The sequence below is a fragment of the Enterobacter sp. MGH 24 genome (assembly GCF_000493015.1).
Classification (GTDB): Bacteria; Pseudomonadota; Gammaproteobacteria; order Enterobacterales; family Enterobacteriaceae; genus Enterobacter.
The window spans coordinates 4,678,309-4,701,131 of the sequence record NZ_KI535657.1; the positions used below are offsets into that span (position 1 = coordinate 4,678,309).

Consider the following 22,823-nt stretch of genomic DNA (forward strand, 5'->3'; position numbering starts at 1 on the left):
CCCCTTATTTTGAGTAGAGCACGCCCCATCACGCTGGCGCGTAATGTTGTGAATAATCGGATTAAAGAATTAAATCAGAAGCGGTCAATAATCGTTTTAATTTCCTCCAGGGTATTCGCCTGATGCAGTTCAGCCATATCTGCATCGCTGGAAAATAATTCAGCCAGCGATGAGATCATCTCAATATGGCTATTTTTGTCGGGTGCCGCGAGCATAATAATGACATCGACAGGGTCAAACTCACCGGCACCAAACGAGACGCCCTGTTTTAGTTTTAATAAAGACAACCCCAGTCCTTTGGCGCCTTCCTCCGGCCGCGCATGCGGCATCGCCAGCCCTGGTGCCAGCACATAATAGGGTCCTAACGTGTGGTGCTGCTGGATGATGGCCGTGACGTATTCAGGTTCAATCACCTGCAAATCCAGCAGCGGCTTCGCGCACAGCTCCAGCGCCTGCGGCCAGTTTTCCACGCTATCCTGCAGCGTGATGGTTGTATCATATATCCATTTTTTGAGCACTTTTCACTCCCGCTACACGCTAAAGATGAGCAAACTTTATTCAACACATCGCTGAATGACTGCGATCGCGATCACAAAGATAGCGCTACCAACCGTTAACATGCAGAAATGTGATAGCGCTATCAAATTGCAATCACGGTGCTAAATCACAGCAAAAAAAGGGATTTAAGGCGTATACTGCCTGTCACGTGAAGCGAAGGAAATGAAGAACGCGTCTGGTCAGCAGGAAGGTGTATGTCTCTAACCCGAAAACGGCGCAGTACTGGTAAAGTGACACTCGCCGATGTCGCACAGCTTGCCGGTGTGGGCACGATGACCGTGTCCCGTGCACTCCGCACGCCCGAACAGGTTTCCGATAAACTACGAGAAAAAATTGAAGCTGCCGTGCAGGAGTTGGGCTATATGCCTAATCTTGCTGCCAGCGCGCTGGCCTCGGCGTCGTCATGGACGATAGCCATGGTGGTGCCTAATCTCTCCGAAGCCGGCTGCTCGGAGATGTTCGCCGGGCTGCAGCAGGTGCTACAGCCTGCCGGGTATCAGATCATGCTGGCGGAATCCCAGCATCGTCTTGAGCAGGAGGAGAAATTGCTTGAGACGCTGCTGGCGTCGAATATTGCCGCCGCTATCCTGCTCAGCGTTGAACATACCGACACCGTTCGCCACTGGCTGAAAAATGCCTCTATTCCGGTGATGGAGATGGGTGCCATGCGCGCTGACCCAATTGATATGAATATCGGGATTGATAACGTGGCGGCCATGTATGAACTCACGGAAATGGTGATTAAGCGTGGCTACCAAAATATTGGCCTGCTGTGCGCCAACCAGGAGCAGTGGATTTTCCAGCAGCATCTGCAGGGCTGGTACAAGGCCATGCTTCGCCACCATATGTCGCCAAACCGGGTCATTAACGCGGCGATGTCGCCGAGCTTCTCAACCGGCGCGGCACAGCTGCCAGAATTCCTGCTGGCATGGCCGGAGCTGGATGCGCTGGTATGCGTCTCTGACGAGCTGGCCTGCGGCGCGCTGTACGAGTGCCAGCGCAGGCGAATCAAGGTGCCGGACGATCTGGCGGTAGTAGGCTTTGGCGATAGCGACGTGAGCCGCGTCTGTCAGCCGCCGCTGACGACGATGGCAGTGCCGCATCGTAAGATTGGAATTGAAGCCGGGAAAGCGCTGCTGGAGCGTCTGAATGACGGTGACTGGCGCGATCAAAAGCCCATCGCGTCCAGTCTGTGTCTGAGAGAGAGTTGCTGAATCTTACTCAGCCTCTTCCTCTTTCTCTGATTTGGTCGATTCGTTTTTGGCGTTGCGGGTCATCCACAGCGCCAGCGCTTTTAATGAATCCGGCGTAAACTCGTCGCAGCGCGCGGTGATCTCTTCCGGCGTCATCCAACTGACTTCACTCACCTCTTCTTCCTGCAGGGCAAACGGGCCGTGAGAAACGCAGCTAAACAGCCCGCCCCAGACGCGGCAGTTTTCGTCTTCGAAATAGAACTGACCGTGCTCGGCAAACGGCACACCGGCAATACCTAACTCTTCTTCCGCTTCACGACGCGCGGAATCCAGCAGCACTTCATCTGCCTGGACAACCCCACCTGCGGTGGCATCCAGCATACCCGGGAGAAAATCTTTGGTGTCCGTACGGCGCTGAACCAGAATTTTGCCCATCCCGTCATGCACAACGATGTACGTTGCGCGGTGACGCAGACGCTCCGCACGCATTTGTTCGCGGCTGGCCTGCGCGATCACTTCATTCTCTTCGCTGACAATGTCAACCCACTCTGTACTTGCCAAATGACTCTGCTCCACCATCGGGAAACCTTCTCTTCTAAGCGCTCTTTCGGCGCGTTTGCAGTTGAGGTGTAACTTACGGATTAATCGCTATCTGCGCAATAACTTGCTGATCATTAAGTGCGATAACGCTCAGGGTATTTCCATCCAGCATGCCGTAGCTCGCAGGATAACCGCCTTTCGGTATGCTGACCGAACCCGGATTGAAGTGATAAATCTCACCGCGTTTTTCAGCAACCGGAATATGAGTATGACCGTAAACCAGGACATCGCCAGCCTCGAGCGCCGGGAGATTATCCGGGCTAAAAAGATGCCCATGGGTCAGGAACAGGCGGCTTTGTTCCAGCAGCACCTGCTGCCATGGCGCGGTAAGGGGAAAATGCAGCAGCATCTGGTCCACTTCGCTGTCGCAGTTGCCGCGAACGGCGATAATGCGCGAGGCAAACGGGTTAAGCATTTCCGCGACCTGCGCCGGGGCGTAGCCCTCCGGCAGCGCGTTGCGCGGGCCGTGATTGAGCACGTCCCCCAGAATAATCAGCCACTGCGCGCCGCTTTGTGCAAACAGGGAGAGGACACGCTCGGTAGCGGGCAGCGATCCATGGATATCCGACGCAAACATCAGTTTCATCAGCCACTCCTCGGGAAAACAGACTGCCCCCATCATACCTGAAGCGTCAGGGCTTATCAGCCCGCGCGCTTAGCCGAGAGTGCCACATAGCGCTGCACGGAGGCGCGCTGCCACTGAAACGCGGCATAATCCACCAGCAGCTGCGGCACCTCATCGCCGTTGAGGATCAGGCGGTTAAGCATCAACGCCAGATCGGCGTCGGCAATGCACCACTCGCCGAACAGGTTCGGATTGCCGTGTGAGAGGAGCGAGGTGGCGGTTTCAATCAGTTTTTGCGCGCTTTCACGGCCTTCAGCGCTGAGCGCTGGCTTTTTCACCCCGGCGAACACGACGTCCGTTGAGCGTTCCACGCGAATCGGCACCAGATCGCTTCGCAGCCACGCCTGGATCTGCCGCGCCCGCGCGCGTTTTTGCAGATCGTGAGGATAGATGCGCTCCCACTCCGGCGGCGCAAACCGATCTTCCAGATATTCATCGATCGCCGACGATTCGCTCAGGGCAAAACCGTCGATCTCCAGCACCGGCACGCGTCGGGTCAGGTCGTAGCCCTGCCACTGCGGTTTGAGATGTTCACCGCCGTCGAGATCGACGGTCTTCAGCGTAAAAGTAAGCCCCTTTTCGGCCAGCGCAACGTAAACGCTCATAACATAGGGAGAAAAGAAATTGGCATCGGACCACAACGTGATGACGGGCTGGTTCATAACATCCTCATAGGCTGATCGGTTTTTACTCAACATATAATCTCTTTGCCTCGCTGTCACTTGATGAAAACTCACGATTTACAACAACCACCTATACTCATTTGTCATGGCACCCCTCTTCGCATGGACAGGAGTTGAGAATGATCGACCTTTATTATGCCCCTACCCCAAACGGCCATAAGATCACCCTCTTTCTTGAAGAAGCCGAGCTGGATTACAGGATCATTCGCGTGGATATCAGCAAAGGCGAACAGTTCAGCCCTCTCTTTCTGGCTATCTCGCCAAATAATAAAATCCCGGCCATTATTGATAACCGGCCTGCGGACGGGGGCAGACCGCTGAGCCTGTTTGAATCCGGTGAAATTTTGCTCTACCTGGCGGAGAAAACCGGCATGCTGCTGAGCGGCGAACTGCGCGAGCGTCACCATACCCTGCAATGGCTCTTCTGGCAGGCAAGCGGGCTGGGACCCATGCTGGGTCAAAATCATCACTTTACCGCTTACGCCCCGCAGCCCATCCCTTATGCGATAGAACGCTATCAGGTTGAGACTCAACGGCTGTATGACGTTCTGAACCGTCGGCTGGAGAAAACGCCGTGGCTCGGTGGCGATCATTACAGTATTGCCGATATCGCCTGTTGGCCGTGGGTGAATACGCATGAAAAACACCGAATTGACCTGGCTTCTTACCCGGCGGTGAACAACTGGTTTGAGCGCATCCGAACCCGTCCGGCTACTGAGCGAGCGATGCAAAAAATCCAGCAGATTTAACCGTCTATGAGGCTGGGTGCCCGCGAGCCTCTCATGTATGATGAGCGGGAAATACTGACACGGAGAAGACCTGCAATGTCACAGCCAGATGCTGTTATTCGTATAAAAAATTTACGCTTGCGTACCTTCATCGGTATCAAAGAGGAAGAGATCGCCAACCGTCAGGATATTGTCATTAATGTGGTTATTCATTATCCCGCAGACAAAGCGCGGGCCAGCGAAGACATCAACGACGCGCTGAACTACCGCACAATCACCAAAAACATCATCCAGTACGTGGAGAATAACCGCTTCTCTCTGCTGGAAAAATTAACTCAGGATGTGCTCGATATCGCACGCGAACATCACTGGGTCACTTATGCTGAAGTTGAGATCGATAAACTTCACGCCCTGCGCTACGCCGATTCCGTCTCCATGACGTTAAGCTGGCGACGCCAGGCGTAAACCTGGAGGTTGTATGAAGATTTTGCTGACCGGCGGTACAGGCCTGATTGGTCGTCACCTCATTGCGCGTCTGCAGGCCTTGCATCACGACGTTACCGTGGTCACGCGCAGCCCGGAGAAAGCGCGCCAGGTGCTGGGGGCGGGCATCGATATCTGGAAAAATCTGGCCGAGCAGCAAAATCTGGACGGCTTCGACGCCGTCATTAACCTCGCGGGTGAACCCATCGCCGATAAGCGCTGGACGGAAGAGCAAAAACAGCTGTTATGCAGCAGCCGGTGGAACATTACCGAAAAGCTGGTCGAGCTGATCCGCAATAGCCACACGCCGCCTTCGGTGCTGATTTCGGGTTCAGCGGTGGGCTATTACGGCGATCTCGGCGAGGTGGTGGTGACCGAGGAAGAGCCGCCCCATAACGAGTTTACCCATAAGCTCTGCGCCCAGTGGGAGCGTATCGCCTGTGCGGCGCAGAGCGATCGTACCCGCGTCTGCCTGCTGCGGACCGGCGTCGTGCTTGCGCCGAAAGGCGGTATTCTGGCGAAGATGCTTCCCCCTTTCCGGCTCGGACTCGGCGGCCCCATCGGCAATGGTCGTCAGTACCTGGCGTGGATCCATATCGACGATATGGTCAACGGTATTCTCTGGCTGCTGGATAACGATCTGCGCGGACCGTTTAACATGGTTGCGCCGTATCCGGTGCGTAATGAACAGTTTGCCCACGCGCTGGGGCATGCCCTGCACCGCCCGGCGATATTGCGCGTGCCTGCCACGGTCATTCGCCTGATGATGGGTGAAGCGTCCGTGCTGGTATTAGGCGGGCAGCGGGCGCTGCCAAAACGGCTGGAAGCGGCCGGGTTTGCGTTCCGCTGGTATGAATTAGAAGAAGCGCTGGGGGATGTGGTGCGGTGAATATGTTACAGTGACAGGCCATGTTCCGAAGAAATGGCGTAACAATGGCAACAATCACCACACCCCGGCTTCACCTCACTCCTTTCGAACCCACTGACTGGGCCTTCTTCCGCTCGCTGCGAGAAGATCGCAGTATCATGCGCTACATGGCCGCCATCGCGCCGGAAAAAGAGACCCGACGCGTGTTTGCTGCTCGCCTGATGTCGGAGCATGTCTTCGTGATCCGCTCTCTGGAGGAGGATACGCCGCTGGGCGATATTGGCCTGCAAATCAGCCCTGAGAATCGTGAAGAGGCCGATATCGGCTATACGGTTGTGCCTGCCGCGCAGGGGAAAGGGATTGCCAGCGAGGCGCTGCGCGCGGTATGTGACTATGCGTTTAACCAGACCAGCGTAAAAGCGATTAACGCATATGTGCTGGCGGATAACGGCGGTTCAGTGCGGGTGCTGGAAAAAGCGGGATTTGTACGTACGCAGGTGCTGGACAAGGCGTATGAAATTGACGGCGTGCGCTATGACGACTGGGTATATCGGCTGGAGTATGCCGGCCGACAACGGAATTTGTAGGCCCGGTAAGCGAAGCGCCACCGGGCGATTGGGCTGCACTGCGGTCTGATGCCCTCACCCCAACCCTCTCCCACGGGGAGAGGGAGAAAGGCAAAATCTACTTCAGGGAACCTTTCAGGAACTGCTGCAAACGCGGGCTTTGCGGGTTCGCCAGCACCTCGTCCGGGTGCCCCTGCTCTTCAATTTTCCCCTGATGCAGGAAAATCACGTGGTTCGAGACGTTACGGGCGAAGCCCATCTCGTGCGTCACCACCACCATCGTTTTGCCCTCTTCGGCCAGCTTCTGCATGATGCGCAGCACTTCGCCAACGAGTTCCGGGTCCAGCGCGGAGGTCGGTTCGTCGAACAGCAGCACCTCCGGTTCCATCGCCAGCGCGCGGGCGATAGAGACACGCTGCTGCTGACCGCCGGAGAGATGCACCGGGTATTTCATCTGCTGGCGCTCGTCAATACCCACTTTCGCCAGGTATTTCACCGCGCGCTCGCGGGCTTCCTGCTTGCTCAGGCCCAGCACCTGAATCGGCGCTTCCATCACGTTCTCCAGCACCGTCATGTGGCTCCAGAGGTTGAAGTGCTGGAACACCATCGTCAGGCGCGTACGCAGCAGGCGCAGCTGGTGTTTATCCGCGACCTTCAGCTGGCCGTCTTTGTCACGGACCAGGTTAATATTTTGCCCGCTCACCACAATCGAGCCTTCGCTCGGCTTTTCGAGGAAGTTAATGCAGCGCAGGAAGGTACTTTTACCCGAGCCGGATGAGCCGATGATACTGATCACGTCGCCCGCATTCGCCTGCAGCGACACCCCTTTCAGCACTTCATGTTCGCCGTAGCGTTTGTGCAAATCAATAACGTTTAATTTGTTCTCAGCCATCATCTTTCTCAGTGCGTCGAAGAAGGTTTTATATGCTGCAACCAGCGTTTTTCAGCCTTACGGAACAGGCTAATCAAAACATAAGAGATAATTAAATAGAGCACCGCCGCAATGCCAAACGCGGTAAACGGCTGATAGGTCGCGGAGTTAATATCGCGCGCGATTTTGAGCAGATCCGGCACCGTCGCGGTGAAGGCGAGCGCGGTGGAGTGCAGCATCAAAATCACTTCGTTACTGTACGCCGGTAACGCGATACGCAGCGCCGACGGCAGAATAATGCAGCGGTAAAGTTTCACCGAGGAAAAGCCGTACGCGCGCGCCGCTTCTATTTCACCGTAAGGGACAGAGCGAATTGCCCCGGCGAAAATCTCGGTGGTGTAGGCGCAGGTGTTGAGCGTCAACGCCAGCACCGTACAGTTCAGACCGCTGCGGAAGAACGCATTCAGCATCTCAGTGCCTTTTACGATCTCAAGCGTATACATCCCCGAGTAGAACACCAGCAGCTGCACGTACAGCGGCGTACCGCGAAACACGTAGGTAAACAGCCAGATCGGGAACTGGATAAATTTATTGTTCGACACGCGGCCAATGGCAAGAAACACCGCCAGAATGCCGCCCATCACCACGGAGGAGATCAGCAGCCAGAGCGTAATCGCCACGCCGGTAAAGCGGTAGCCATCCGTCCACAGCAGCGATTTCCAGTATTCCTGAATAATCTCAATCACAGGTCAGCCCTCTTCACACCCACGGAGTAGCGACGCTCGAGCAGAAGCAGCACACCATTGGAGGCGGTCGTAAAGACCAGATAAATCACGCCACAGACTACCGCAAAGTAGAACGGCTCCCAGGTGCTCTTGCCCGCCAGCTGAGTTGCTTTCACGACGTCTTCCAGACCGAGCAGCGAGACCAGCGCTGTCGCTTTGAGGATAACCTGCCAGTTGTTGCCGATGCCCGGCAGCGCGTAGCGCATCATGGCCGGGAACATAATCCGACGAAACGTTTGTGAAGAAGTAAAACCAAATGCGGTTGCCGCCTCAATGTGGCCTTTCGGCACGGCCATGTAGGCACCGCGGAAGGTTTCGGTGAAGTAGGCACCGTAGATAAAACCGAGGGTAATAATACCGGCCACCATCGGGTCGATATCAATTTGTCCCATGCCCATCGCGTCCGTTACGCTGTTAAGCGCAATCTGCAGACCGTAAAAGATAAGCAGCATCAGCACCAGATCGGGAACGCCGCGAATAAGCGTGGTGTAGCCTTCAAATATGAGCGCCAGCGGTTTGTTAGCCGAAAGCTTCGCCCCTGCGCCCGCCAGACCTATCAGCACCGCCAGCACCACGGAGCTGATAGCCAGCTCAAGGGTGACAAGTGCGCCCTGTAAAATAACGCCAGAAAATCCGTACAGCATACCGCGAGCCCTGTCGTATCGTGAGTGGTGGAACCGTGTCTTTTCCCCTCCCGCATCGGGAGGGGCCGCACGTTATTTGACGGGGCGATTAGCCGCCGTAAACATTAAAATCAAAGTACTTTTTCGCCAGCTTGTCGTAGGTGCCGTCAGCGCGCATTTCAGCAAACGCTTTGTTCAGCGCCTCACGCAGCTCGTTGTCTTCTTTGCGCAGGCCCATACCGGTGCCCACACCAAACAGCTTCACGTCCTTAATGGACGGGCCGCCAAACTTGTAATCTTTACCCACCGGCGTTTTCAGGAAGCCTTCGCTTGCCGCGACTTCATCCTGGAATGCCGCATCAATTCGGCCTGCCGTCAGGTCAGCGTAGATATTTTCCTGGCCCTGATAGGAGACGATTTCAATCCCCTTCGGCGCCCAGTGTTCGTTGCCGTAGGTTTCCTGCGTGGTGCCCTGCAGCACGCCGACGCGTTTGCCTTTCAGGGACTCCAGCGTGGGCTGAATGTCAGAAGCTTTAGCCACCACCAGACGAGAATCGGCCGCGTAGAGTTTGTCGGTGAAGGCAATCTCCTGCTGGCGTTTTTCGGTGATGGAGAGCGAGGACATAATCACGTCGATTTTTTTCGCTTTCAGGGACGGGATCAGCGCATCCAGCGGGTTCTCAACGTAGGTACACTGTGCTTTGATGCGTTTGCACAGCTCATTGGCCAGATCGATGTCAAAACCGACCAGTTCACCCTTTGAATTCTTCGATTCGAATGGCGCATAGGTTGGATCGGTACCAATCCGAATTTTCTGCGGAATGGCTGCGAATGCCGCGGTGGCGCTGGAAAATGCCAACACCAGAGATAGTGACAACACGAGTTTTTTCATATTTGTCCTCAACAAACTGTCTTCATACGGGATTTTTACGACGACGGGGTGGTGCTAATGTGCCATCAATTCCCTCTGTCAGGCAAAGACTAATGCCCTTCAGCCGGGAATTTTTGCATTATAAATGCGTAAGTATGCACAAAGCGATCCAATACGGTGCAAAAAACGCACCGCATTGGGTCAACCGCTCCCGTAACGCACCTTTGCGGTGCGTTAGCGCCGGGTGTTATTCACCGTATACGTTGAAGTCGAAGTATTTCTTCGCCAGTTTGTCGTAAGTACCGTCTTTACGCAGCTCTGCAAAGGCTTTGTCGAAAGCGGCTTTCAGCTCGGTATCATCCTTGCGCAGGCCAATACCGGTGCCGTCACCAAAGTATTTTTTGTCTTTCACCGACGGGCCAGCAAACGCATAGTCTTTGCCCGCAGGCTGTTTCAGGAAGCCTTCGCTCGCGGCGACTTCATCCTGGAATGCGGCATCCAGACGGCCTGCGGCCAGATCAGAGTAAATCAGATCCTGGTTCTGGTAAGCCACCACGTCTACGCCCTTCTCACGCCAGGTCGCATTGGCATAACCTTCCTGAGTCGATCCCTGAAGCACGCCAACATGCTTGCCTTTCAGCGAGTCGATGGTGGGCTTAATCGGGGAGCCTTTCGGCGCAATCAGGCGAGAATCCGCGGCGTAGAGCTTGTCAGAGAAGGCGATCTCCTGCTGGCGTTTTTCGGTGATGGAGAGAGAAGAGATAATGGCGTCGATTTTCTTGGCTTTCAGCGACGGGATTAACGCGTCAAAGTCGCTGCCCACCCATGTGCATTTCACCGCAATGCGTTTGCACATTTCATTTCCCAAATCGATATCAAACCCCACGAAATCGCCTTTCGCATCCTTAGAAGAGAATGGCGCATAGGTTGCGTCTGTACCGATACGAACCGTCTGTGGAAGCGCTGCGTAGCTACCTGCTGCCGCACTTAACCCCACGAGCAAAGACAGAGCCAGAACCGTCTTCTTCATACATTTACCCTCAAGTACCGTGATTTTATTATGTATTGTGTTGTGTGTTGTGTTGCAGGCTTCATCTTGCAGGTCTTATGCCACATTGCCGTCTGGTCAAAACTTCGACGTTAAATGTGTTAATAAAACGTTGCGATATTGCCTTAATGGTGAAAGATAGCAGGTCTGCCGAACGAACCGGAGAGAGAAAAAGGGAAAAAACGAATTAAATGTCGAGGATATGATCGCCGTTGCATAATTGCCCTGAAACAGGGCAACGTCTCTTTTCACGCACAGCATTTGTGCACAGTATCAGGCCCCTTGCCAGCGGATGAAGAGATCTTCCGGCAGATCGATGTCAAACTGATCCAGCACGCGGTTAACGGTCTGGTTAATGACATCGTCCAGCGACTGCGGGCGATGATAGAACGCCGGAACCGGCGGCATGATGACGGCCCCAAGCTCGGCGGCCTGGGTCATTAAGCGCAGGTGGCCGAGGTGCAGCGGCGTTTCCCGCACGCAAAGCACAAGGGGACGACGCTCCTTCAGCACCACATCCGCCGCGCGCGTCACCAGAGTGTCGGTATAGCTGTTCACAATGCCGGAGAGCGTTTTAATTGAACAGGGCAGGATAACCATGCCGGCCGTTTTAAACGAGCCTGAGGAGATGCTGGCGGCGATATCACGGGCATCGTGAACGACGTCCGCCAGTGCCTGAACTTCGCGCAGGGAAAGATCGGTTTCCAGTGAGAGGGTCTGCCGCGCTGCCTGGCTCATCACCAGATGAGTTTCGACCTCCGCCACGTTACGCAGAACCTGTAACAGACGTACGCCGTAAATCGCGCCGCTGGCACCGCTGAGCCCAACAATGAGTCGTTTCATGATTTTCGCCCTTACTGATTTCAGGGCAGACTGTGCAGGATTTTACGGGGAGTTGCAAGTGAGGGCATAGGCCCTCACCTGCCGGAGCATCAACCTTCGTTGTGCATCTCTAAGCTTTCGAGATCGTTCTGCAGCTGGACGGCTTTCGCATCGTCGTTGCGCAGCGAATCAAGATAGTCGAGGTACTGCTGGTCAACGTCTTTGGTCACGTAAATACCGTTGAACACGGAGCATTCGAACTGCTGAATTTCCGGGTTCTCGGCACGCACCGCGTCAATAAGATCGTTCAGATCCTGGAAAATCAGGCCGTCGGCACCGATGATCTGGCGAATCTCATCCACTTCACGGCCGTGAGCGATCAGCTCGTTAGCGGTTGGCATATCGATGCCGTACACGTTCGGGAAGCGAATCTCCGGCGCAGCAGAGGCCAGGTAGACTTTCTTCGCACCCGCTTCGCGCGCCATCTCGATAATCTGCTCAGAGGTGGTGCCGCGAACGATGGAGTCATCCACCAGCAGAACGTTCTTGTCGCGGAATTCCGCGCGGTTGGCGTTCAGCTTGCGGCGCACGGACTTACGGCGCAGATGCTGGCCCGGCATGATAAAGGTGCGGCCAACGTAGCGGTTCTTCACGAAGCCCTGACGGTATGGCTTGTCCAGAATGCGGGCGATCTCCAGCGCGATATCGCAGGAGGTTTCCGGGATAGGAATAACCACGTCGATATCGAGATCGTCCCACTCGCGGGCAATCTTCTCGCCAAGCTTGGTGCCCATGTTGACGCGCGCGCTGTAGACGGAAATCTTGTCGATGAAGGAATCCGGGCGGGCAAAGTAAACGTATTCAAACAGGCACGGGTTGCTGACCGGGTTATCGGCACACTGACGGGTAAACAGCTGGCCCTTCTCGGTAATATAGACCGCTTCGCCCGGCGCAACGTCACGCAGGAACTCAAAGCCCAGGGTATCCAGCGCCACGCTTTCAGAGGCAACCATATATTCGGTACGGCCATCACCGAGGTCGCGTTTGCCGAGCACCAGGGGACGAATGCCGTTTGGATCGCGGAAGGCCACCATGCCGTGACCGATGATCATCGCTACGCAGGCGTACGCGCCGCGGATCTGGCGGTTTGTCGCGGCAATGGCAGCAAAGATGTTGTCTGCTTCCAGCGGGTAGTGACGGAAGTTATCCAGCTCGCTGGCGAACACATTGAGCAGGATTTCAGAATCAGAGGTGGTGTTAATGTGGCGACGTTTCTCTTCGAACAGCTTTTTACGCAGTTCATGCGCGTTGGTCAGGTTGCCGTTATGAGCAAGGGTGATGCCATACGGTGAGTTGACGTAGAAAGGCTGTGCCTCAGAGGCGCTGGAACTGCCAGCAGTAGGATAACGAACGTGACCGATCCCCATATTACCTTGCAGACGCTGCATATGGCGGGCTTCAAACACATCGTTTACCAGGCCATTCGCCTTGCGTAAACGGAAGCAGTTGTTTGCATCAATGGTGATGATACCCGCAGCATCCTGCCCACGGTGCTGAAGCACCGTTAACGCGTCATAAATCGACTGGTTTACCGGCATGAAACCGGCGATACCGACAATACCGCACATTCGTCTTTTCCTCGTTAAGCCACATCTCAGGGTTTATGCCCTGGGCAAAAAACTCGACGAGCTTTGCAGATAGTCAAAGAACCATCTGATGATGAAGCTGAACTCTGGAATGAGCTGCGATTTCTGCCAGTCTTCGCTTTTGGAGAACCCGGTGAAGGTATCCAGGAAGAACAGGATCGCGGCCACAATCAGCACGCCTCGTAATGCCCCGAAACAGATCCCGAGCACCCTGTCCGTTCCTGACAGACCGGTTTTCTCGACCAGCTGACCTATCACGTAATTCACGATAGCGCCGACAATCAGCGTCGCGATAAACAGCACCGCGATGGCGATTCCATTTCGGACCAGTTCATCTTCAAAGCCCGTGAACCAGACAGACAGGTAAGTGTAGTAATGACTGGCGACAAAGAAAGCACAACCCCAAGTCACCAGCGATAACGCTTCACGAACAAAGCCACGGATCAGGCTAACCAGACAGGAAAAACCAATCACCGCAATGATGGCGTAATCAATCCAGACCATATGTGTCCCACGATTTAACGCCCTGTCATCCAGTTCGGGGCGAATTCTAACAGAAAAAGAAAACGTTTGCGTAGGGATTTCCTTCCCGCGCGTAAATAAAAAAGGCGCTGAAAAAATGTTCAACGCCGTGGCTTATCGCCTCTCTCTTTAAGGAGCAGGTCGTACTTAGTTCGCGCTGTAGCCCATCACCACACCGCTCAGGCCGGAGATCTGCTTCAGCTCACCGAGCGAACCTTTAAGCTTGTCTTTGGACGCTTCTGGCCCCACGAGGATACGGGTAATTTTACCCTGCACCGGCGTGGAAGGTGAAGTGTAAACACGATATCCCGCACTGCGCAATTTGCTCACGACCTCGTTGACCTTATCGGCGTTTTTCAGTGCACCGAGCTGCACAACGTAAGCTTTTCCGGTCGGTGCCGCGTCTTGTTTTGCCGGCGGAGGGGTTTCTGACGCCGCAGCCAGCTGCTCTGCGGCTTTATCCCGCTGCGGTTTCGGCTGCGGCTTCTCAACCGGCTTCGGTTTTTCAACAGGTTTAGGCTGCTCTATCGGCACCGGATCGATATCGCTGCTGCTCGCTGCCGCCAGACGAGACGGGTCGAGCGACGGTGCGGCGGCATCGCCTGCACGCACCTCTTCTGCCGCCCCTTCCGGCGGCTGAGCAGGCAGCGCCTGCGTCGCCGCTGGCAGCATATCCGGCTCATCGCGGTCACCCGGTTTAGGGACCAGCGGAATAGCGGCAAACTCATCCTGATAATGCTTTTTCTGCCCGTCGAGCAGACCCGGGAGAATAATCACCCCGAGCGCGACAAGCACAATGGTTCCTGTTAAACGGTTCTGAAACTTACTCGCCACCGGTTCTCCCCGCGTCCATCACTTCCATGACATGTGCCACCGTGTGGAATGAACCACACACCAGCACGGTATCTTCTGGTTTAGCATCCGCCATCGCGGCATGCCAGGCCTGAGCCACGCTACTGTAGATTGCGCCTTTGCCGAGATGTTCCATCAGCTGCTCAGCCGTCGCACCGCGCGGCCCCTCCAGAGGAGCACAATACCAGCTATCGACCGCACTCTCCATGCAGGCCAGCGTCCCGCCGATATCTTTATCATGAAGCATACCGATAACCGCCAGCACGCGCCCGGTTTTTGGTAACGATTTGAGACGTTCCGCGAGATACGCCGCTGCATGCGGGTTATGCGCCACGTCCAGAATCAGGCGCGGTGACTCGCTGACAATCTGGAAACGCCCGGGCAGAATTGCGCTCTGAATACCGTCGCGGATAGCCTGCTCGCTGACCGCTAATCCGCTGGCGCGCAGTGCCGCCAGCGCGGTGGCCGCGTTCGGCTGCGGCACCTGCGGCAGCGGCAGGTTGTCCAGCACGCCCTGCGCATCGCTGAAGCGCCAGCCGTTATCCTGAACCTCATACTGCCAGTCAACGCCGCGGCGCAGCAGACGCGCGCCCTTCTCGTTTGCCACGTCAGCAATGGTGTGCGGCATGTCCGGCTCGCCGACCACGGCGGGTTTATTCGCCCGGAAAATACCCGCCTTCTCGCGGCCAATGCTTTCACGATCCGGTCCCAGCCAGTCGATATGGTCCAGCGCGATGCTGGTGACCACCGCCACGTCCGCATCCACCATATTGGTCGCATCAAGACGTCCGCCGAGGCCGACCTCAAGGATCACCACATCCAGCTGCGCCTGTTTGAAAAGCCACAGCGCCGACAGGGTGCCGTATTCAAAATAGGTTAATGAGATCTCACCGCGCGCGGCTTCAATTTCCGCGAACGACGCCGTATGCGCCGATTCCGGCAGCTCGCTGTTCTGTACGCGAACGCGCTCGGTGTAGCGGACCAGGTGCGGAGAGCTGTACACGCCAACTTTGTAACCCGCGGCCATCAGGACAGATTCCAGCGTGCGGCAGGTCGTACCTTTACCGTTAGTGCCCGCGACGGTAAACACGAAAGGTGCCGGTTTGAGCACATCAAGACGCGCGGCGACCTGGCTTACGCGCTCAAGCCCCATATCGATGGTTTTACTGTGCAGGTTTTCCAGATAAGAAAGCCACGCGGCCAGGGGCGACGTGGCTTGGGGAATGCTTTTATTTTCCATAATGCCCGGTTGTCATTAACAGATTAGAAAGCAAAAGGGCAGCGCCAATCGGCCCTGCCCTTTTCAGTTATCAGGCCTCGGGTTCCTGATCCGGTACCACCACGCCTTCGCGCGGCTCATCCGGGTTCGGCGCTGGCAGATTCATCAGCTTCGCCAGGATGCTCGCCAGCTTCAGGCGCATTTCCGGACGGCGGACGATCATATCGATAGCGCCTTTCTCAATGAGGAACTCACTGCGCTGGAAGCCCGGCGGCAGCTTTTCACGAACGGTCTGCTCGATAACGCGCGGACCCGCAAAGCCGATCAGGGCTTTAGGCTCAGCGATGTTCAGGTCGCCCAGCATCGCGAAGCTCGCGGAGACGCCGCCCATGGTTGGGTCGGTCAGCACGGAGATGTACGGAAGACCGCGCTCCTGCATTTTCGCCAGCGCAGCAGAGGTTTTCGCCATCTGCATCAGCGACATCAGCGCTTCCTGCATACGCGCACCGCCGGAGGCAGAGAAGCAGATCAGCGGACAGTTGTCTTCCAGCGCCTGCTCAACGGCACGCACGAAGCGCGCACCGACCACGGAGCCCATTGAGCCGCCCATAAAGGCGAACTCAAACGCAGCGGCAACAACCGGCATCTCATGCAGGGTGCCTTTCATGACGATCAGCGCGTCTTTCTCGCCGGTCTCTTTCTGTGCAGAGGCCAGACGATCTTTGTATTTTTTGGAATCGCGGAACTTCAGCACGTCTTTTGGCTCGAGTTCGCTACCCAGCTCTACCAGAGAGCCTTCGTCCAGCAGGCTATGCAGGCGGTTGCGCGCCGACATACGCATATGGTGGTCACATTTCGGACACACCTCAAGGTTGCGCTCCAGCTCTGCGCGATACAGAACCTGACCGCAGCTATCACACTTCGTCCATACCCCTTCAGGAATGCTCGCTTTGCGCGTTGGGGTAATGTTGCTTTTAATTCGTTCAATCCAGCTCATTGATAACCTTTCTGCCTGAACCTGGTCGTATGCCAGTTTTGCTATAAGAGGCGAATAATGCCATTTTTGCCTCCAACAGACCATGAATGTTGCACATTAAAACATAACAGCCCGAAACTTTGGATAAAAAAGTGGTCGAACCGCCAGCGTGCATTTACTTCGCTTGTTTTGCCGCCGCACGTTTGTGACGAATGATTTCGATAACGCCCGGCAGTACGGAAAGCACAATAATCGCTACAATCAGTAACTTAAGGTTTTCCTGAACGATCGGAAGATCGCCAAACAGGTAGCCTGCGTAGGTGAACAGCAGTACCCACAGCAGCGCGCCAATCACGTTGTATGCCGCAAAATGACGATAGGACATATGCCCCATTCCCGCCACAAACGGTGCAAATGTGCGCACAATAGGCACAAAGCGCGCAAGGATAATGGTTTTTCCGCCATGGCGTTCATAAAACGCATGGGTTTTATCTAAATAGCTGCGACGGAAAATTTTCGAATCCGGATTGCTGAACAGCCGCTCACCAAACACCCGTCCAATCGTATAGTTGACCGCATCCCCGACAATGGCGGCAATCACCATCAGCACAACCATAAGATGCACGTTCAGATCGTTAGTGGGTAACGCCGATAGCGCGCCGGCAACGAACAGCAGTGAATCCCCTGGCAGGAATGGGGTAACGACCAGCCCGGTTTCACAAAACAGAATAAGAAACAGAATGGCATAAACCCAGACGCCATACTGCGCGACCAGCTCCGCCAGGTGAACATCAATATGCAGGATGAAATCAATCAAAAAACGAATTACGTCCATATTGTCTAAACCCTAATTGCACCTTTGTTTAGTCCGCTAAAAATAGCGGACCCATTGGCGGTTTCGGCAGGTCAAACCGATCCGGATAGTCAACCGAGACCAGATACAATCCTTCCGCTTTCGCCGTGGCTGCCGCAAGCGTTCTGTCCTTCGCTGCCAGCAGGTCTGCAATCCAGCTCTCCGGCTGGTGTCCGGCACCCACTTCCATCAGGCTGCCCACAATATTCCTAACCATATGATGTACAAAGGCATTGGCTTTGATATCCACCACCACATACGCGCCAAAACGGCTGACGTTTATGTGCATGACGTTGCGCCACGGCGTGCGGGACTGACACTGCACCGCACGAAACGACGTAAAGTCATTTTCACCAATCAGACACTGCGCCGCGCGATGCATGCGTTCAGCATCAAGCGGTTCATAAAAATGCGTGACGCCCTGGCTCAACACCGCCGGACGCAGGCGCTGATTGTAGATGACATAACGGTAGCGGCGCGCCGTGGCGCTGAAGCGCGCGTGAAAATCATCCGGCACAGCTTTTACCCAACGCACCGCAATGTCACCAGGCAAATTCGCATTTACACCCAGGGTCCAGGCAGCATCCTTACGCACGGCGGTGGTTTCAAAGTGAACCACCTGCCCCGTACCGTGAACACCCGCGTCCGTACGTCCTGCGCACAGGACGTTAATCGGCTCGTTTGCCACCTGAGAGAGCGCTTTTTCCAGCTTTTCCTGGACGCTGCGCACCTCGTTCTGACGCTGCCAGCCATAATATTTACTGCCATCGTACTCAATTCCGAGGGCAATTCTATGGACCGGCTTTTGTTCCACGTCTGACATCAGTACAGGTACTCCTGCACCAGTTTTTCAGCGATCTTGACCGCCATCAGCGCGCCGCCGAAGCGAACGTTATCGGCAACGGACCAGAACTGAACCTGCTCCGGCATACCGTAATCGTTGCGCACGCAGCCAACGGAAAGATGCGCGCTGCCGGTGGCATCGCCCACCTGGGTCGGGAACTCGCTCTCTTCAGAGAGCACGATGTCTTCACCGCGGCCAAACGCATCGCGCGCCTCTTCTGCCGCCAGCGGACGCAGCGCTTCAAAACCTACCATCTGCGCGTGGCCGTAGAAGACCGGAGACTGTACGACGTTCGCGGAGATCATCAGGCCATCGTCCTGCAGAATTTTGCGCACTTCATCGACGATACGACGCTCTTCGCGCACGGAGCCCTCGCGGTCCGGCAGCAGCGGCAGCATGTTGAACGCCAGCTGGCGGCCAAAGAAATCATCTTCATCAATCGGGATACCGTTCAGCAGCTTCGCGCTCTGCCCGGCCAGCGCGTCAACCGCCTTTTTGCCGTTCGCGGACGCGGACAGCAGGCTGGTGACGGTAATGCGCGACAGGCCGCCGTCGTCGATCAGCGGTTTCAGGGCGGTCAGCAGCTGGCTGGTCAGGCTGTTCGGCACCGCAATGACGTTACGGTTGCGGTAGTCAGCCAGCACAAAGGGGTTCACGTCCGGCACCACCAGCGGCACGTCCGGCTCCATTGAGAACAGGCCGCTCAGGTCGATCACCAGGCAGCCTGCGTTGGTCGCCTCTTCAACGTACGCAGCAGTCGCTTCAGCGCCCGCGGCGAAAAATGCCAGCTGCGCCTGCGTCCAGTCGAACGCGGCCGCGTCCTGCACCATAACGGATTTACTGTTAAAACGCAGATGCTCACCTGCGCTGTCGGTACGCGCCAGCGCAAAGATGTCGCCCACCGGGAACTGACGCTCAGCAAGGGTTTCGAGCAGGGCTTCGCCCACGGCACCCGTGGCACCTAAAATGGCAATGTTCCAGCCTTCAGACATGGTGGTTTACTCCAGAAATAAAAAAGCGTCCCTGTCGGAGTATCCGACAGGGAGCATTAAGAAGACATTAATGCGCCGGGTGATGAACGGCGTTAAACCCAAGTTTATGCAGCAGCATCGCCGCCGAAGCGTCGTCGCACATCACATACAGGGAAGACCACTCGCGGCGCTCAACGTAGTTCTTGCGCAGCTTATCAAACTCACCCGGGATCCCCGCCGCTTTACGCAGCAGCGCATCATCGCGGCGCACATCATACACCAAATGCACCAGCCTTTTCAGCGTTGCCTGATCGAGCGGGCCATGCAGGGTAATGCGGCCAAATTCAGGCGCGGGAAGTAAGGTATCCAGCGCTACCTGCTGCGGATGGCCAATAAAGGCGCTGTAGGCCTCGAAGACCTGCGTCGTGCCGCGCGCTTTCCCCTCGAGGGTGTAACCGGCGATGTGCGCGGTGCCCACGTCGACCTTATTGAGAAGCTCAACGTTGAGATCCGGCTCCGGCTCCCAGACGTCCAGCACCACGCTGAGGTCTTGTCCTTCATTCAGACACGCCAGCAGCGCGGCGTTATCCACGACCGGGCCCCGGCAGGCATTTATCAGAATAGTGCCAGGCTTCAGACGACGGATCAGCGCGTCATCAGCAAGATGCAGCGTCTTATACGGCCCCTCTTTAAACAGCGGCGTGTGGAACGTCAGCACGTCGCACTGTTCAACCAGCTCGTCCAGCGGGCGGAAATCGCCGTCATCGCCGTTGTCTTTGCGCGGCGGATCGCACAGCAACGTGCGGATCCCTAAGGCTTCAAGGCGCTTTTGCAGGCGCCCGCCGACGTTACCCACGCCGACAATCCCCACGGTGCGGTCCTTCAGCGCAAAACCGTCGCGCTCGGCCAGCATCAGCAGCGAGGAGAAAACGTATTCCACGACGGCAATAGCGTTACAGCCCGGTGCGGCGGAAAAACCGATTCCGGCCTGCTTCAGCCATTGATCATCCACATGATCGGTCCCTGCCGTTGCGGTTCCGACAAACTTAATCGCTTTACCGGCGAGCAACGCCTCATTTACTTTGGTCACCGAGCGCACCATCAGCGCGTCTGCGTCATCCAGTTCGTTGACCGGGATCGGGCGACCAGGGACAGCCTTAACATTACCCAGGCGGCTAAACAGCTCACGGGCATAAGGCATATTTTCATCAACGAGGATTTTCACGTCTGAGTACCTGTTTGAGAGGAAGAAAACCTGCCAAGTGTGCCATAATCTGGCCGCCAGGCATATACGTATGCCGGGTTTACGCTGAGTTTTGACTTTAAGGATTTTTGACGATGCAGCCTATTTCAGGTACGCCGCCACGCCCTCCGGGTGAAGGCCCTGTCACGCCAAACGTTGCCGGTGAACAACCGCTATCCACGCAACAGCGCACCGTGCTGGAGCGACTGATCACGCGCCTGATTGCGCTAACTTCGCAGCAAAACGCGGAAGTCTGGGCCGGGGTGAAGCATGATTTAGGCGTGAGGAACGACGCACCGCTGCAGTCGCGCCATTTCCCTGCCGCCGAGCAAAACCTGAACCAGCGTATTACTACCGCGCAGCAGAACCACACCACGCGTCAGATTGTCGCGCAGCTGACCGAGCTGCTGGGCCAGGGAAATAACCGCCAGGCGGTGAGTGATTTTATCCGTCAGCAGTACGGCCAGACCGCCCTGGGCCAGCTGACGCCAGACCAGCTGAAAACCGTGCTGACGCTGCTGCAGAACAACGAGCTGTCTATTCCGCAGCCTCAGGTGCGCCCGGCGACCGAGCGTCCGCTGCTGCCTGCCGAGCACAACACGCTCAAGCAGATGGTGACAAAACTGGCTGCGGCCACCGGCGAACCGACGAAGCTTATCTGGCAATCCATGCTGGAGCTGTCCGGCGTGAAGGCGGGTGAGCTGATCCCGGCCAAACAGTTTACGCATCTGGCGACCTGGCTCCAGGCGCGCCAGACGCTCAGCACCCAGAATGCCCCTACCCTGCATACCGTCCAGGCGGCACTCAAACAGCCGCTTGAGCCGCACGAGTTCGACGTAATTCGGGATTACGCCCAGCAAAACTGGCAGGTCACGCCGCAAACGGTCCTGACCACCGCGCAGGTGCAGGATCTGCTCAATCAAATCTTTGTTCGTCGCGCCGAGCGCGAAGGCGGCGTGCCGGAGGTGAGAAACATTCAGCCAATCTACAGCCCGCTGTTTGCGCCGGTCGTCGAGACGTTCAGAACGCTCTCGGCGCGTCCAGGGTTAATGTTTATTGCGCTAGTGATTGCACTGGCGGTTTTCTGGCTGGTTGCCTGAGGTTTTGCCCGGTGGCGCTACGCTGACCGGGCCTACAACGGCTCGAACCGTAGGCCGGGTAAGGCACAGCCGCCACCCGGCAACAACGGCTCAAGTCCTGCGAAACGCCACCAGCGTCACCACGATCCCAACCACCGCAGAAACCGCACCGGCCAGGAAGACGGACGGATAACCAAACGAGGTGGCTAACACTCCGGCCAGCGGTCCGGTGACCCCGTATGAGATATCCTGAAACGCCGCGTAGCCTCCTAGCGCCGTCCCGCGCACCTGCGGGGCCACGCGCTTCACCACTTCAACGCCCAGCGCCGGGAAGATCAGTGAACAGCCGCAGCCGGTTAGCGCCGCGCCAAGCAGCGCAACGGATGCCACGGGTGCATTCCACAGCAGCAGCAGACCGATGGCCTCAATCACCAGCGACGCCACCGCCACCTTCACCCCGCCAAAGCGATCCGGCATCCAGCCGAAGAAGACGCGCATCAGCACAAACGCGCCGCCAAACGCGGTAAGCGTAAAACCGGCCATCGCCCAGCCGCGGCTCATAAAATAGAGCGAGACAAAGGTACCAATCACCGCGAAGCCTACACCCTGCAGCGCCAGCCCGAGACCCGGCTGCCAGATTTGCCCCACCACGCTCCACAGGGAAGGACGCTCGCCTTTGTGCGCGGGCACCTTACGCACCGAGCCGTTGAACGCCCATGCCACCAGCGGCAGCACCATGGTAGTGGCAGCCAGCGCCGCAAATCCAAACTGGCTATTAATCAGCAGCCCAAGCGGTGCGCCTGCGGCCAGCGCGCCATAGATGGCCATACCGTTCCAGGACATCACCTTGCCAGAACGTGCCGGGCCCACCAGGCCCATTCCCCAGGTCAGGGTGCCGGTCAGCAGCTGGCTTTCACCAAATCCAAGGATTAAACGGCCCAGCACCAGCAGCGTAAATTTATACGCGGCGTCTACCGGCAGGAGAGCCGCCAGCAGCCATGCGCCGCCCGCCAGCCCACAGGCAAACATCCCCTGTAACGCCGAACGTTTTGCACCGTGCTGATCCGCCAGCCGTCCGGCGTAACCGCGGGTTAATACCGTGGCTAAAAACTGAATGCCCACGGCAATGCCAACCATGGTGTTGCCATAGCCCAGCTCCTGATGAACGAACAGCGGTATCACCGGCAGCGGCAGGCCAACGGTCATATAGGTCAGAAATACCGCAAACGCGATACGGAACAGCGAGGTGTTCCCGGACGTGGCGTTTTTTTCTGAGGTTGCGGCCATCATGCAT

Annotated in this window: 26 protein-coding genes; 6 read left to right on the forward strand and 20 right to left on the reverse strand. The window is 56.5% G+C overall.

The window, feature by feature from the left end:
- Positions 1-74: 74 nt before the first annotated feature.
- Entirely contained in the window at positions 75-518 is a 444-nt protein-coding gene (locus tag L370_RS00280; protein ID WP_023336414.1) for a PTS sugar transporter subunit IIA, read from the reverse strand.
- Positions 519-752: 234 nt separating this feature from the next.
- On the opposite strand from L370_RS00280, the gene L370_RS00275 reads away from it, so the two are divergent.
- Positions 753-1,772, forward strand: a complete 1,020-nt coding sequence (locus L370_RS00275; protein WP_023336415.1) for a LacI family DNA-binding transcriptional regulator — start codon at positions 753-755, stop codon at positions 1,770-1,772.
- Positions 1,773-1,775: 3 nt separating this feature from the next.
- Here the strand turns inward: L370_RS00275 and yfcD are convergent, their stop codons facing one another.
- The 3 genes from yfcD to yfcF are packed head-to-tail and all read right to left on the reverse strand — an operon-like array spanning position 1,776 to position 3,638.
- Entirely contained in the window at positions 1,776-2,330 is a 555-nt protein-coding gene (gene yfcD, locus L370_RS00270) for an NUDIX hydrolase YfcD (protein WP_023312551.1), read from the reverse strand.
- A gap of 55 nt (positions 2,331-2,385) precedes the next feature.
- A complete protein-coding gene (yfcE, locus tag L370_RS00265; RefSeq protein WP_023336416.1) occupies positions 2,386-2,937 on the reverse strand; it encodes a phosphodiesterase in 552 nt (183 codons plus the stop codon).
- 56 nt (positions 2,938-2,993) lie between these two features.
- The gene (gene yfcF / locus L370_RS00260; RefSeq protein ID WP_023336417.1) at positions 2,994-3,638 is read right to left on the reverse strand and encodes a glutathione transferase; all 645 of its coding nucleotides are present in this window, start codon (positions 3,636-3,638) and stop codon (positions 2,994-2,996) included.
- A 140-nt stretch (positions 3,639-3,778) separates the two neighbouring features.
- Between yfcF and yfcG the strand changes: the two genes are divergently transcribed.
- From yfcG to L370_RS00240, 4 genes are all read left to right on the forward strand, one after another.
- Positions 3,779-4,408: a GSH-dependent disulfide bond oxidoreductase gene (gene yfcG, locus L370_RS00255; protein ID WP_023336418.1), complete on the forward strand. Its 630-nt coding sequence runs from the start codon at positions 3,779-3,781 to the stop codon at positions 4,406-4,408.
- Between the two features lie 75 nt (positions 4,409-4,483).
- Positions 4,484-4,852 carry a dihydroneopterin triphosphate 2'-epimerase gene (folX, locus tag L370_RS00250; RefSeq protein ID WP_023336419.1) on the forward strand — a complete coding sequence of 123 codons (369 nt, stop codon included), beginning with the start codon at positions 4,484-4,486 and terminating at the stop codon, positions 4,850-4,852.
- Between the two features lie 13 nt (positions 4,853-4,865).
- Complete coding sequence (locus L370_RS00245) at positions 4,866-5,759, forward strand: TIGR01777 family oxidoreductase (RefSeq protein WP_023336420.1); 894 nt, start codon at positions 4,866-4,868, stop codon at positions 5,757-5,759.
- A 44-nt stretch (positions 5,760-5,803) separates the two neighbouring features.
- Positions 5,804-6,325 (forward strand): GNAT family N-acetyltransferase, encoded by a 522-nt coding sequence (locus tag L370_RS00240; RefSeq protein WP_023336421.1) that lies wholly within the window; start codon positions 5,804-5,806, stop codon positions 6,323-6,325.
- A 97-nt stretch (positions 6,326-6,422) separates the two neighbouring features.
- On the opposite strand, the gene hisP is transcribed toward L370_RS00240, so the two are convergent.
- From hisP to pdxB, 15 genes are all read right to left on the reverse strand, one after another.
- A complete protein-coding gene (gene hisP / locus L370_RS00235) occupies positions 6,423-7,196 on the reverse strand; it encodes a histidine ABC transporter ATP-binding protein HisP (RefSeq protein ID WP_023312558.1) in 774 nt (257 codons plus the stop codon).
- 8 nt (positions 7,197-7,204) lie between these two features.
- Positions 7,205-7,921, reverse strand: coding sequence for an ABC transporter permease (locus tag L370_RS00230; RefSeq protein WP_008502590.1), 717 nt, complete (start codon positions 7,919-7,921; stop codon positions 7,205-7,207).
- The gene (locus tag L370_RS00225) at positions 7,918-8,604 is read right to left on the reverse strand and encodes a histidine ABC transporter permease HisQ (protein ID WP_023336422.1); all 687 of its coding nucleotides are present in this window, start codon (positions 8,602-8,604) and stop codon (positions 7,918-7,920) included. The genes L370_RS00230 and L370_RS00225 overlap by 4 nt, the downstream gene beginning before the upstream one ends.
- Positions 8,605-8,692: 88 nt before the next feature.
- On the reverse strand, positions 8,693-9,475 hold the full coding sequence (hisJ, locus tag L370_RS00220) for a histidine ABC transporter substrate-binding protein HisJ (RefSeq protein WP_023336423.1): 783 nt from the start codon (positions 9,473-9,475) through the stop codon (positions 8,693-8,695).
- Positions 9,476-9,701: 226 nt separating this feature from the next.
- Positions 9,702-10,484 (reverse strand): lysine/arginine/ornithine ABC transporter substrate-binding protein ArgT, encoded by a 783-nt coding sequence (gene argT, locus L370_RS00215; RefSeq protein ID WP_023312560.1) that lies wholly within the window; start codon positions 10,482-10,484, stop codon positions 9,702-9,704.
- A gap of 291 nt (positions 10,485-10,775) precedes the next feature.
- Positions 10,776-11,345 (reverse strand): UbiX family flavin prenyltransferase, encoded by a 570-nt coding sequence (locus L370_RS00210; protein WP_023336424.1) that lies wholly within the window; start codon positions 11,343-11,345, stop codon positions 10,776-10,778.
- An 89-nt stretch (positions 11,346-11,434) separates the two neighbouring features.
- Entirely contained in the window at positions 11,435-12,952 is a 1,518-nt protein-coding gene (gene purF, locus L370_RS00205; protein ID WP_021241570.1) for an amidophosphoribosyltransferase, read from the reverse strand.
- A gap of 33 nt (positions 12,953-12,985) precedes the next feature.
- Positions 12,986-13,474, reverse strand: a complete 489-nt coding sequence (gene cvpA / locus L370_RS00200; protein WP_000262116.1) for a colicin V production protein — start codon at positions 13,472-13,474, stop codon at positions 12,986-12,988.
- A gap of 165 nt (positions 13,475-13,639) precedes the next feature.
- On the reverse strand, positions 13,640-14,326 hold the full coding sequence (gene dedD, locus L370_RS00195; RefSeq protein ID WP_023336425.1) for a cell division protein DedD: 687 nt from the start codon (positions 14,324-14,326) through the stop codon (positions 13,640-13,642).
- Positions 14,316-15,584 (reverse strand): bifunctional tetrahydrofolate synthase/dihydrofolate synthase, encoded by a 1,269-nt coding sequence (folC, locus tag L370_RS00190; RefSeq protein ID WP_023336426.1) that lies wholly within the window; start codon positions 15,582-15,584, stop codon positions 14,316-14,318. Before folC ends, dedD begins: the two co-directional genes overlap by 11 nt.
- A gap of 70 nt (positions 15,585-15,654) precedes the next feature.
- Positions 15,655-16,560 carry an acetyl-CoA carboxylase, carboxyltransferase subunit beta gene (accD, locus tag L370_RS00185; RefSeq protein ID WP_023336427.1) on the reverse strand — a complete coding sequence of 302 codons (906 nt, stop codon included), beginning with the start codon at positions 16,558-16,560 and terminating at the stop codon, positions 15,655-15,657.
- A gap of 154 nt (positions 16,561-16,714) precedes the next feature.
- Entirely contained in the window at positions 16,715-17,374 is a 660-nt protein-coding gene (locus L370_RS00180) for a DedA family protein (protein ID WP_023336428.1), read from the reverse strand.
- A gap of 28 nt (positions 17,375-17,402) precedes the next feature.
- Positions 17,403-18,215: a tRNA pseudouridine(38-40) synthase TruA gene (gene truA / locus L370_RS00175; protein ID WP_023312566.1), complete on the reverse strand. Its 813-nt coding sequence runs from the start codon at positions 18,213-18,215 to the stop codon at positions 17,403-17,405.
- Positions 18,215-19,228: an aspartate-semialdehyde dehydrogenase gene (locus tag L370_RS00170; protein WP_023336429.1), complete on the reverse strand. Its 1,014-nt coding sequence runs from the start codon at positions 19,226-19,228 to the stop codon at positions 18,215-18,217. The genes truA and L370_RS00170 overlap by 1 nt, the downstream gene beginning before the upstream one ends.
- A gap of 67 nt (positions 19,229-19,295) precedes the next feature.
- Positions 19,296-20,432 (reverse strand): 4-phosphoerythronate dehydrogenase PdxB, encoded by a 1,137-nt coding sequence (gene pdxB, locus L370_RS00165; RefSeq protein WP_023336430.1) that lies wholly within the window; start codon positions 20,430-20,432, stop codon positions 19,296-19,298.
- A 113-nt stretch (positions 20,433-20,545) separates the two neighbouring features.
- Here pdxB and flk point away from each other — a divergent pair, with 113 nt between their 5' ends.
- A complete protein-coding gene (gene flk, locus L370_RS00160) occupies positions 20,546-21,550 on the forward strand; it encodes a flagella biosynthesis regulator Flk (protein WP_023336431.1) in 1,005 nt (334 codons plus the stop codon).
- Positions 21,551-21,640: 90 nt separating this feature from the next.
- Here flk and L370_RS00155 read toward each other — a convergent pair whose 3' ends face one another.
- Positions 21,641-22,819, reverse strand: coding sequence for an MFS transporter (locus L370_RS00155; protein WP_032666636.1), 1,179 nt, complete (start codon positions 22,817-22,819; stop codon positions 21,641-21,643).
- Between the last annotated feature and the right edge of the window lie 4 nt (positions 22,820-22,823).

Excerpts from the sequence above, each read along its gene's own strand:
- accD (WP_023336427.1), bottom strand. The coding sequence starts at position 16,560 with ATGAGCTGGATTGAACGAATTAAAAGCAACATTACCCCAACGCGCAAA.
- truA (WP_023312566.1), bottom strand. The coding sequence starts at position 18,215 with ATGTCAGACGTGGAACAAAAGCCGGTCCATAGAATTGCCCTCGGAATT.
- hisP (WP_023312558.1), bottom strand. The coding sequence starts at position 7,196 with ATGGCTGAGAACAAATTAAACGTTATTGATTTGCACAAACGCTACGGC.
- cvpA (WP_000262116.1), bottom strand. The coding sequence starts at position 13,474 with ATGGTCTGGATTGATTACGCCATCATTGCGGTGATTGGTTTTTCCTGT.
- L370_RS00180 (WP_023336428.1), bottom strand. The coding sequence starts at position 17,374 with ATGGACGTAATTCGTTTTTTGATTGATTTCATCCTGCATATTGATGTT.
- purF (WP_021241570.1), bottom strand. The coding sequence starts at position 12,952 with ATGTGCGGTATTGTCGGTATCGCCGGTTTCATGCCGGTAAACCAGTCG.
- folC (WP_023336426.1), bottom strand. The coding sequence starts at position 15,584 with ATGGAAAATAAAAGCATTCCCCAAGCCACGTCGCCCCTGGCCGCGTGG.
- argT (WP_023312560.1), bottom strand. The coding sequence starts at position 10,484 with ATGAAGAAGACGGTTCTGGCTCTGTCTTTGCTCGTGGGGTTAAGTGCG.
- L370_RS00245 (WP_023336420.1), top strand. The coding sequence starts at position 4,866 with ATGAAGATTTTGCTGACCGGCGGTACAGGCCTGATTGGTCGTCACCTC.
- L370_RS00155 (WP_032666636.1), bottom strand. The coding sequence starts at position 22,819 with ATGATGGCCGCAACCTCAGAAAAAAACGCCACGTCCGGGAACACCTCG.
- L370_RS00170 (WP_023336429.1), bottom strand. The coding sequence starts at position 19,228 with ATGTCTGAAGGCTGGAACATTGCCATTTTAGGTGCCACGGGTGCCGTG.
- L370_RS00210 (WP_023336424.1), bottom strand. The coding sequence starts at position 11,345 with ATGAAACGACTCATTGTTGGGCTCAGCGGTGCCAGCGGCGCGATTTAC.
- hisJ (WP_023336423.1), bottom strand. The coding sequence starts at position 9,475 with ATGAAAAAACTCGTGTTGTCACTATCTCTGGTGTTGGCATTTTCCAGC.
- yfcE (WP_023336416.1), bottom strand. The coding sequence starts at position 2,937 with ATGAAACTGATGTTTGCGTCGGATATCCATGGATCGCTGCCCGCTACC.
- flk (WP_023336431.1), top strand. The coding sequence starts at position 20,546 with ATGCAGCCTATTTCAGGTACGCCGCCACGCCCTCCGGGTGAAGGCCCT.
- yfcG (WP_023336418.1), top strand. The coding sequence starts at position 3,779 with ATGATCGACCTTTATTATGCCCCTACCCCAAACGGCCATAAGATCACC.
- L370_RS00240 (WP_023336421.1), top strand. The coding sequence starts at position 5,804 with ATGGCAACAATCACCACACCCCGGCTTCACCTCACTCCTTTCGAACCC.
- L370_RS00225 (WP_023336422.1), bottom strand. The coding sequence starts at position 8,604 with ATGCTGTACGGATTTTCTGGCGTTATTTTACAGGGCGCACTTGTCACC.
- folX (WP_023336419.1), top strand. The coding sequence starts at position 4,484 with ATGTCACAGCCAGATGCTGTTATTCGTATAAAAAATTTACGCTTGCGT.
- yfcF (WP_023336417.1), bottom strand. The coding sequence starts at position 3,638 with ATGAACCAGCCCGTCATCACGTTGTGGTCCGATGCCAATTTCTTTTCT.
- L370_RS00275 (WP_023336415.1), top strand. The coding sequence starts at position 753 with ATGTCTCTAACCCGAAAACGGCGCAGTACTGGTAAAGTGACACTCGCC.
- yfcD (WP_023312551.1), bottom strand. The coding sequence starts at position 2,330 with ATGGTGGAGCAGAGTCATTTGGCAAGTACAGAGTGGGTTGACATTGTC.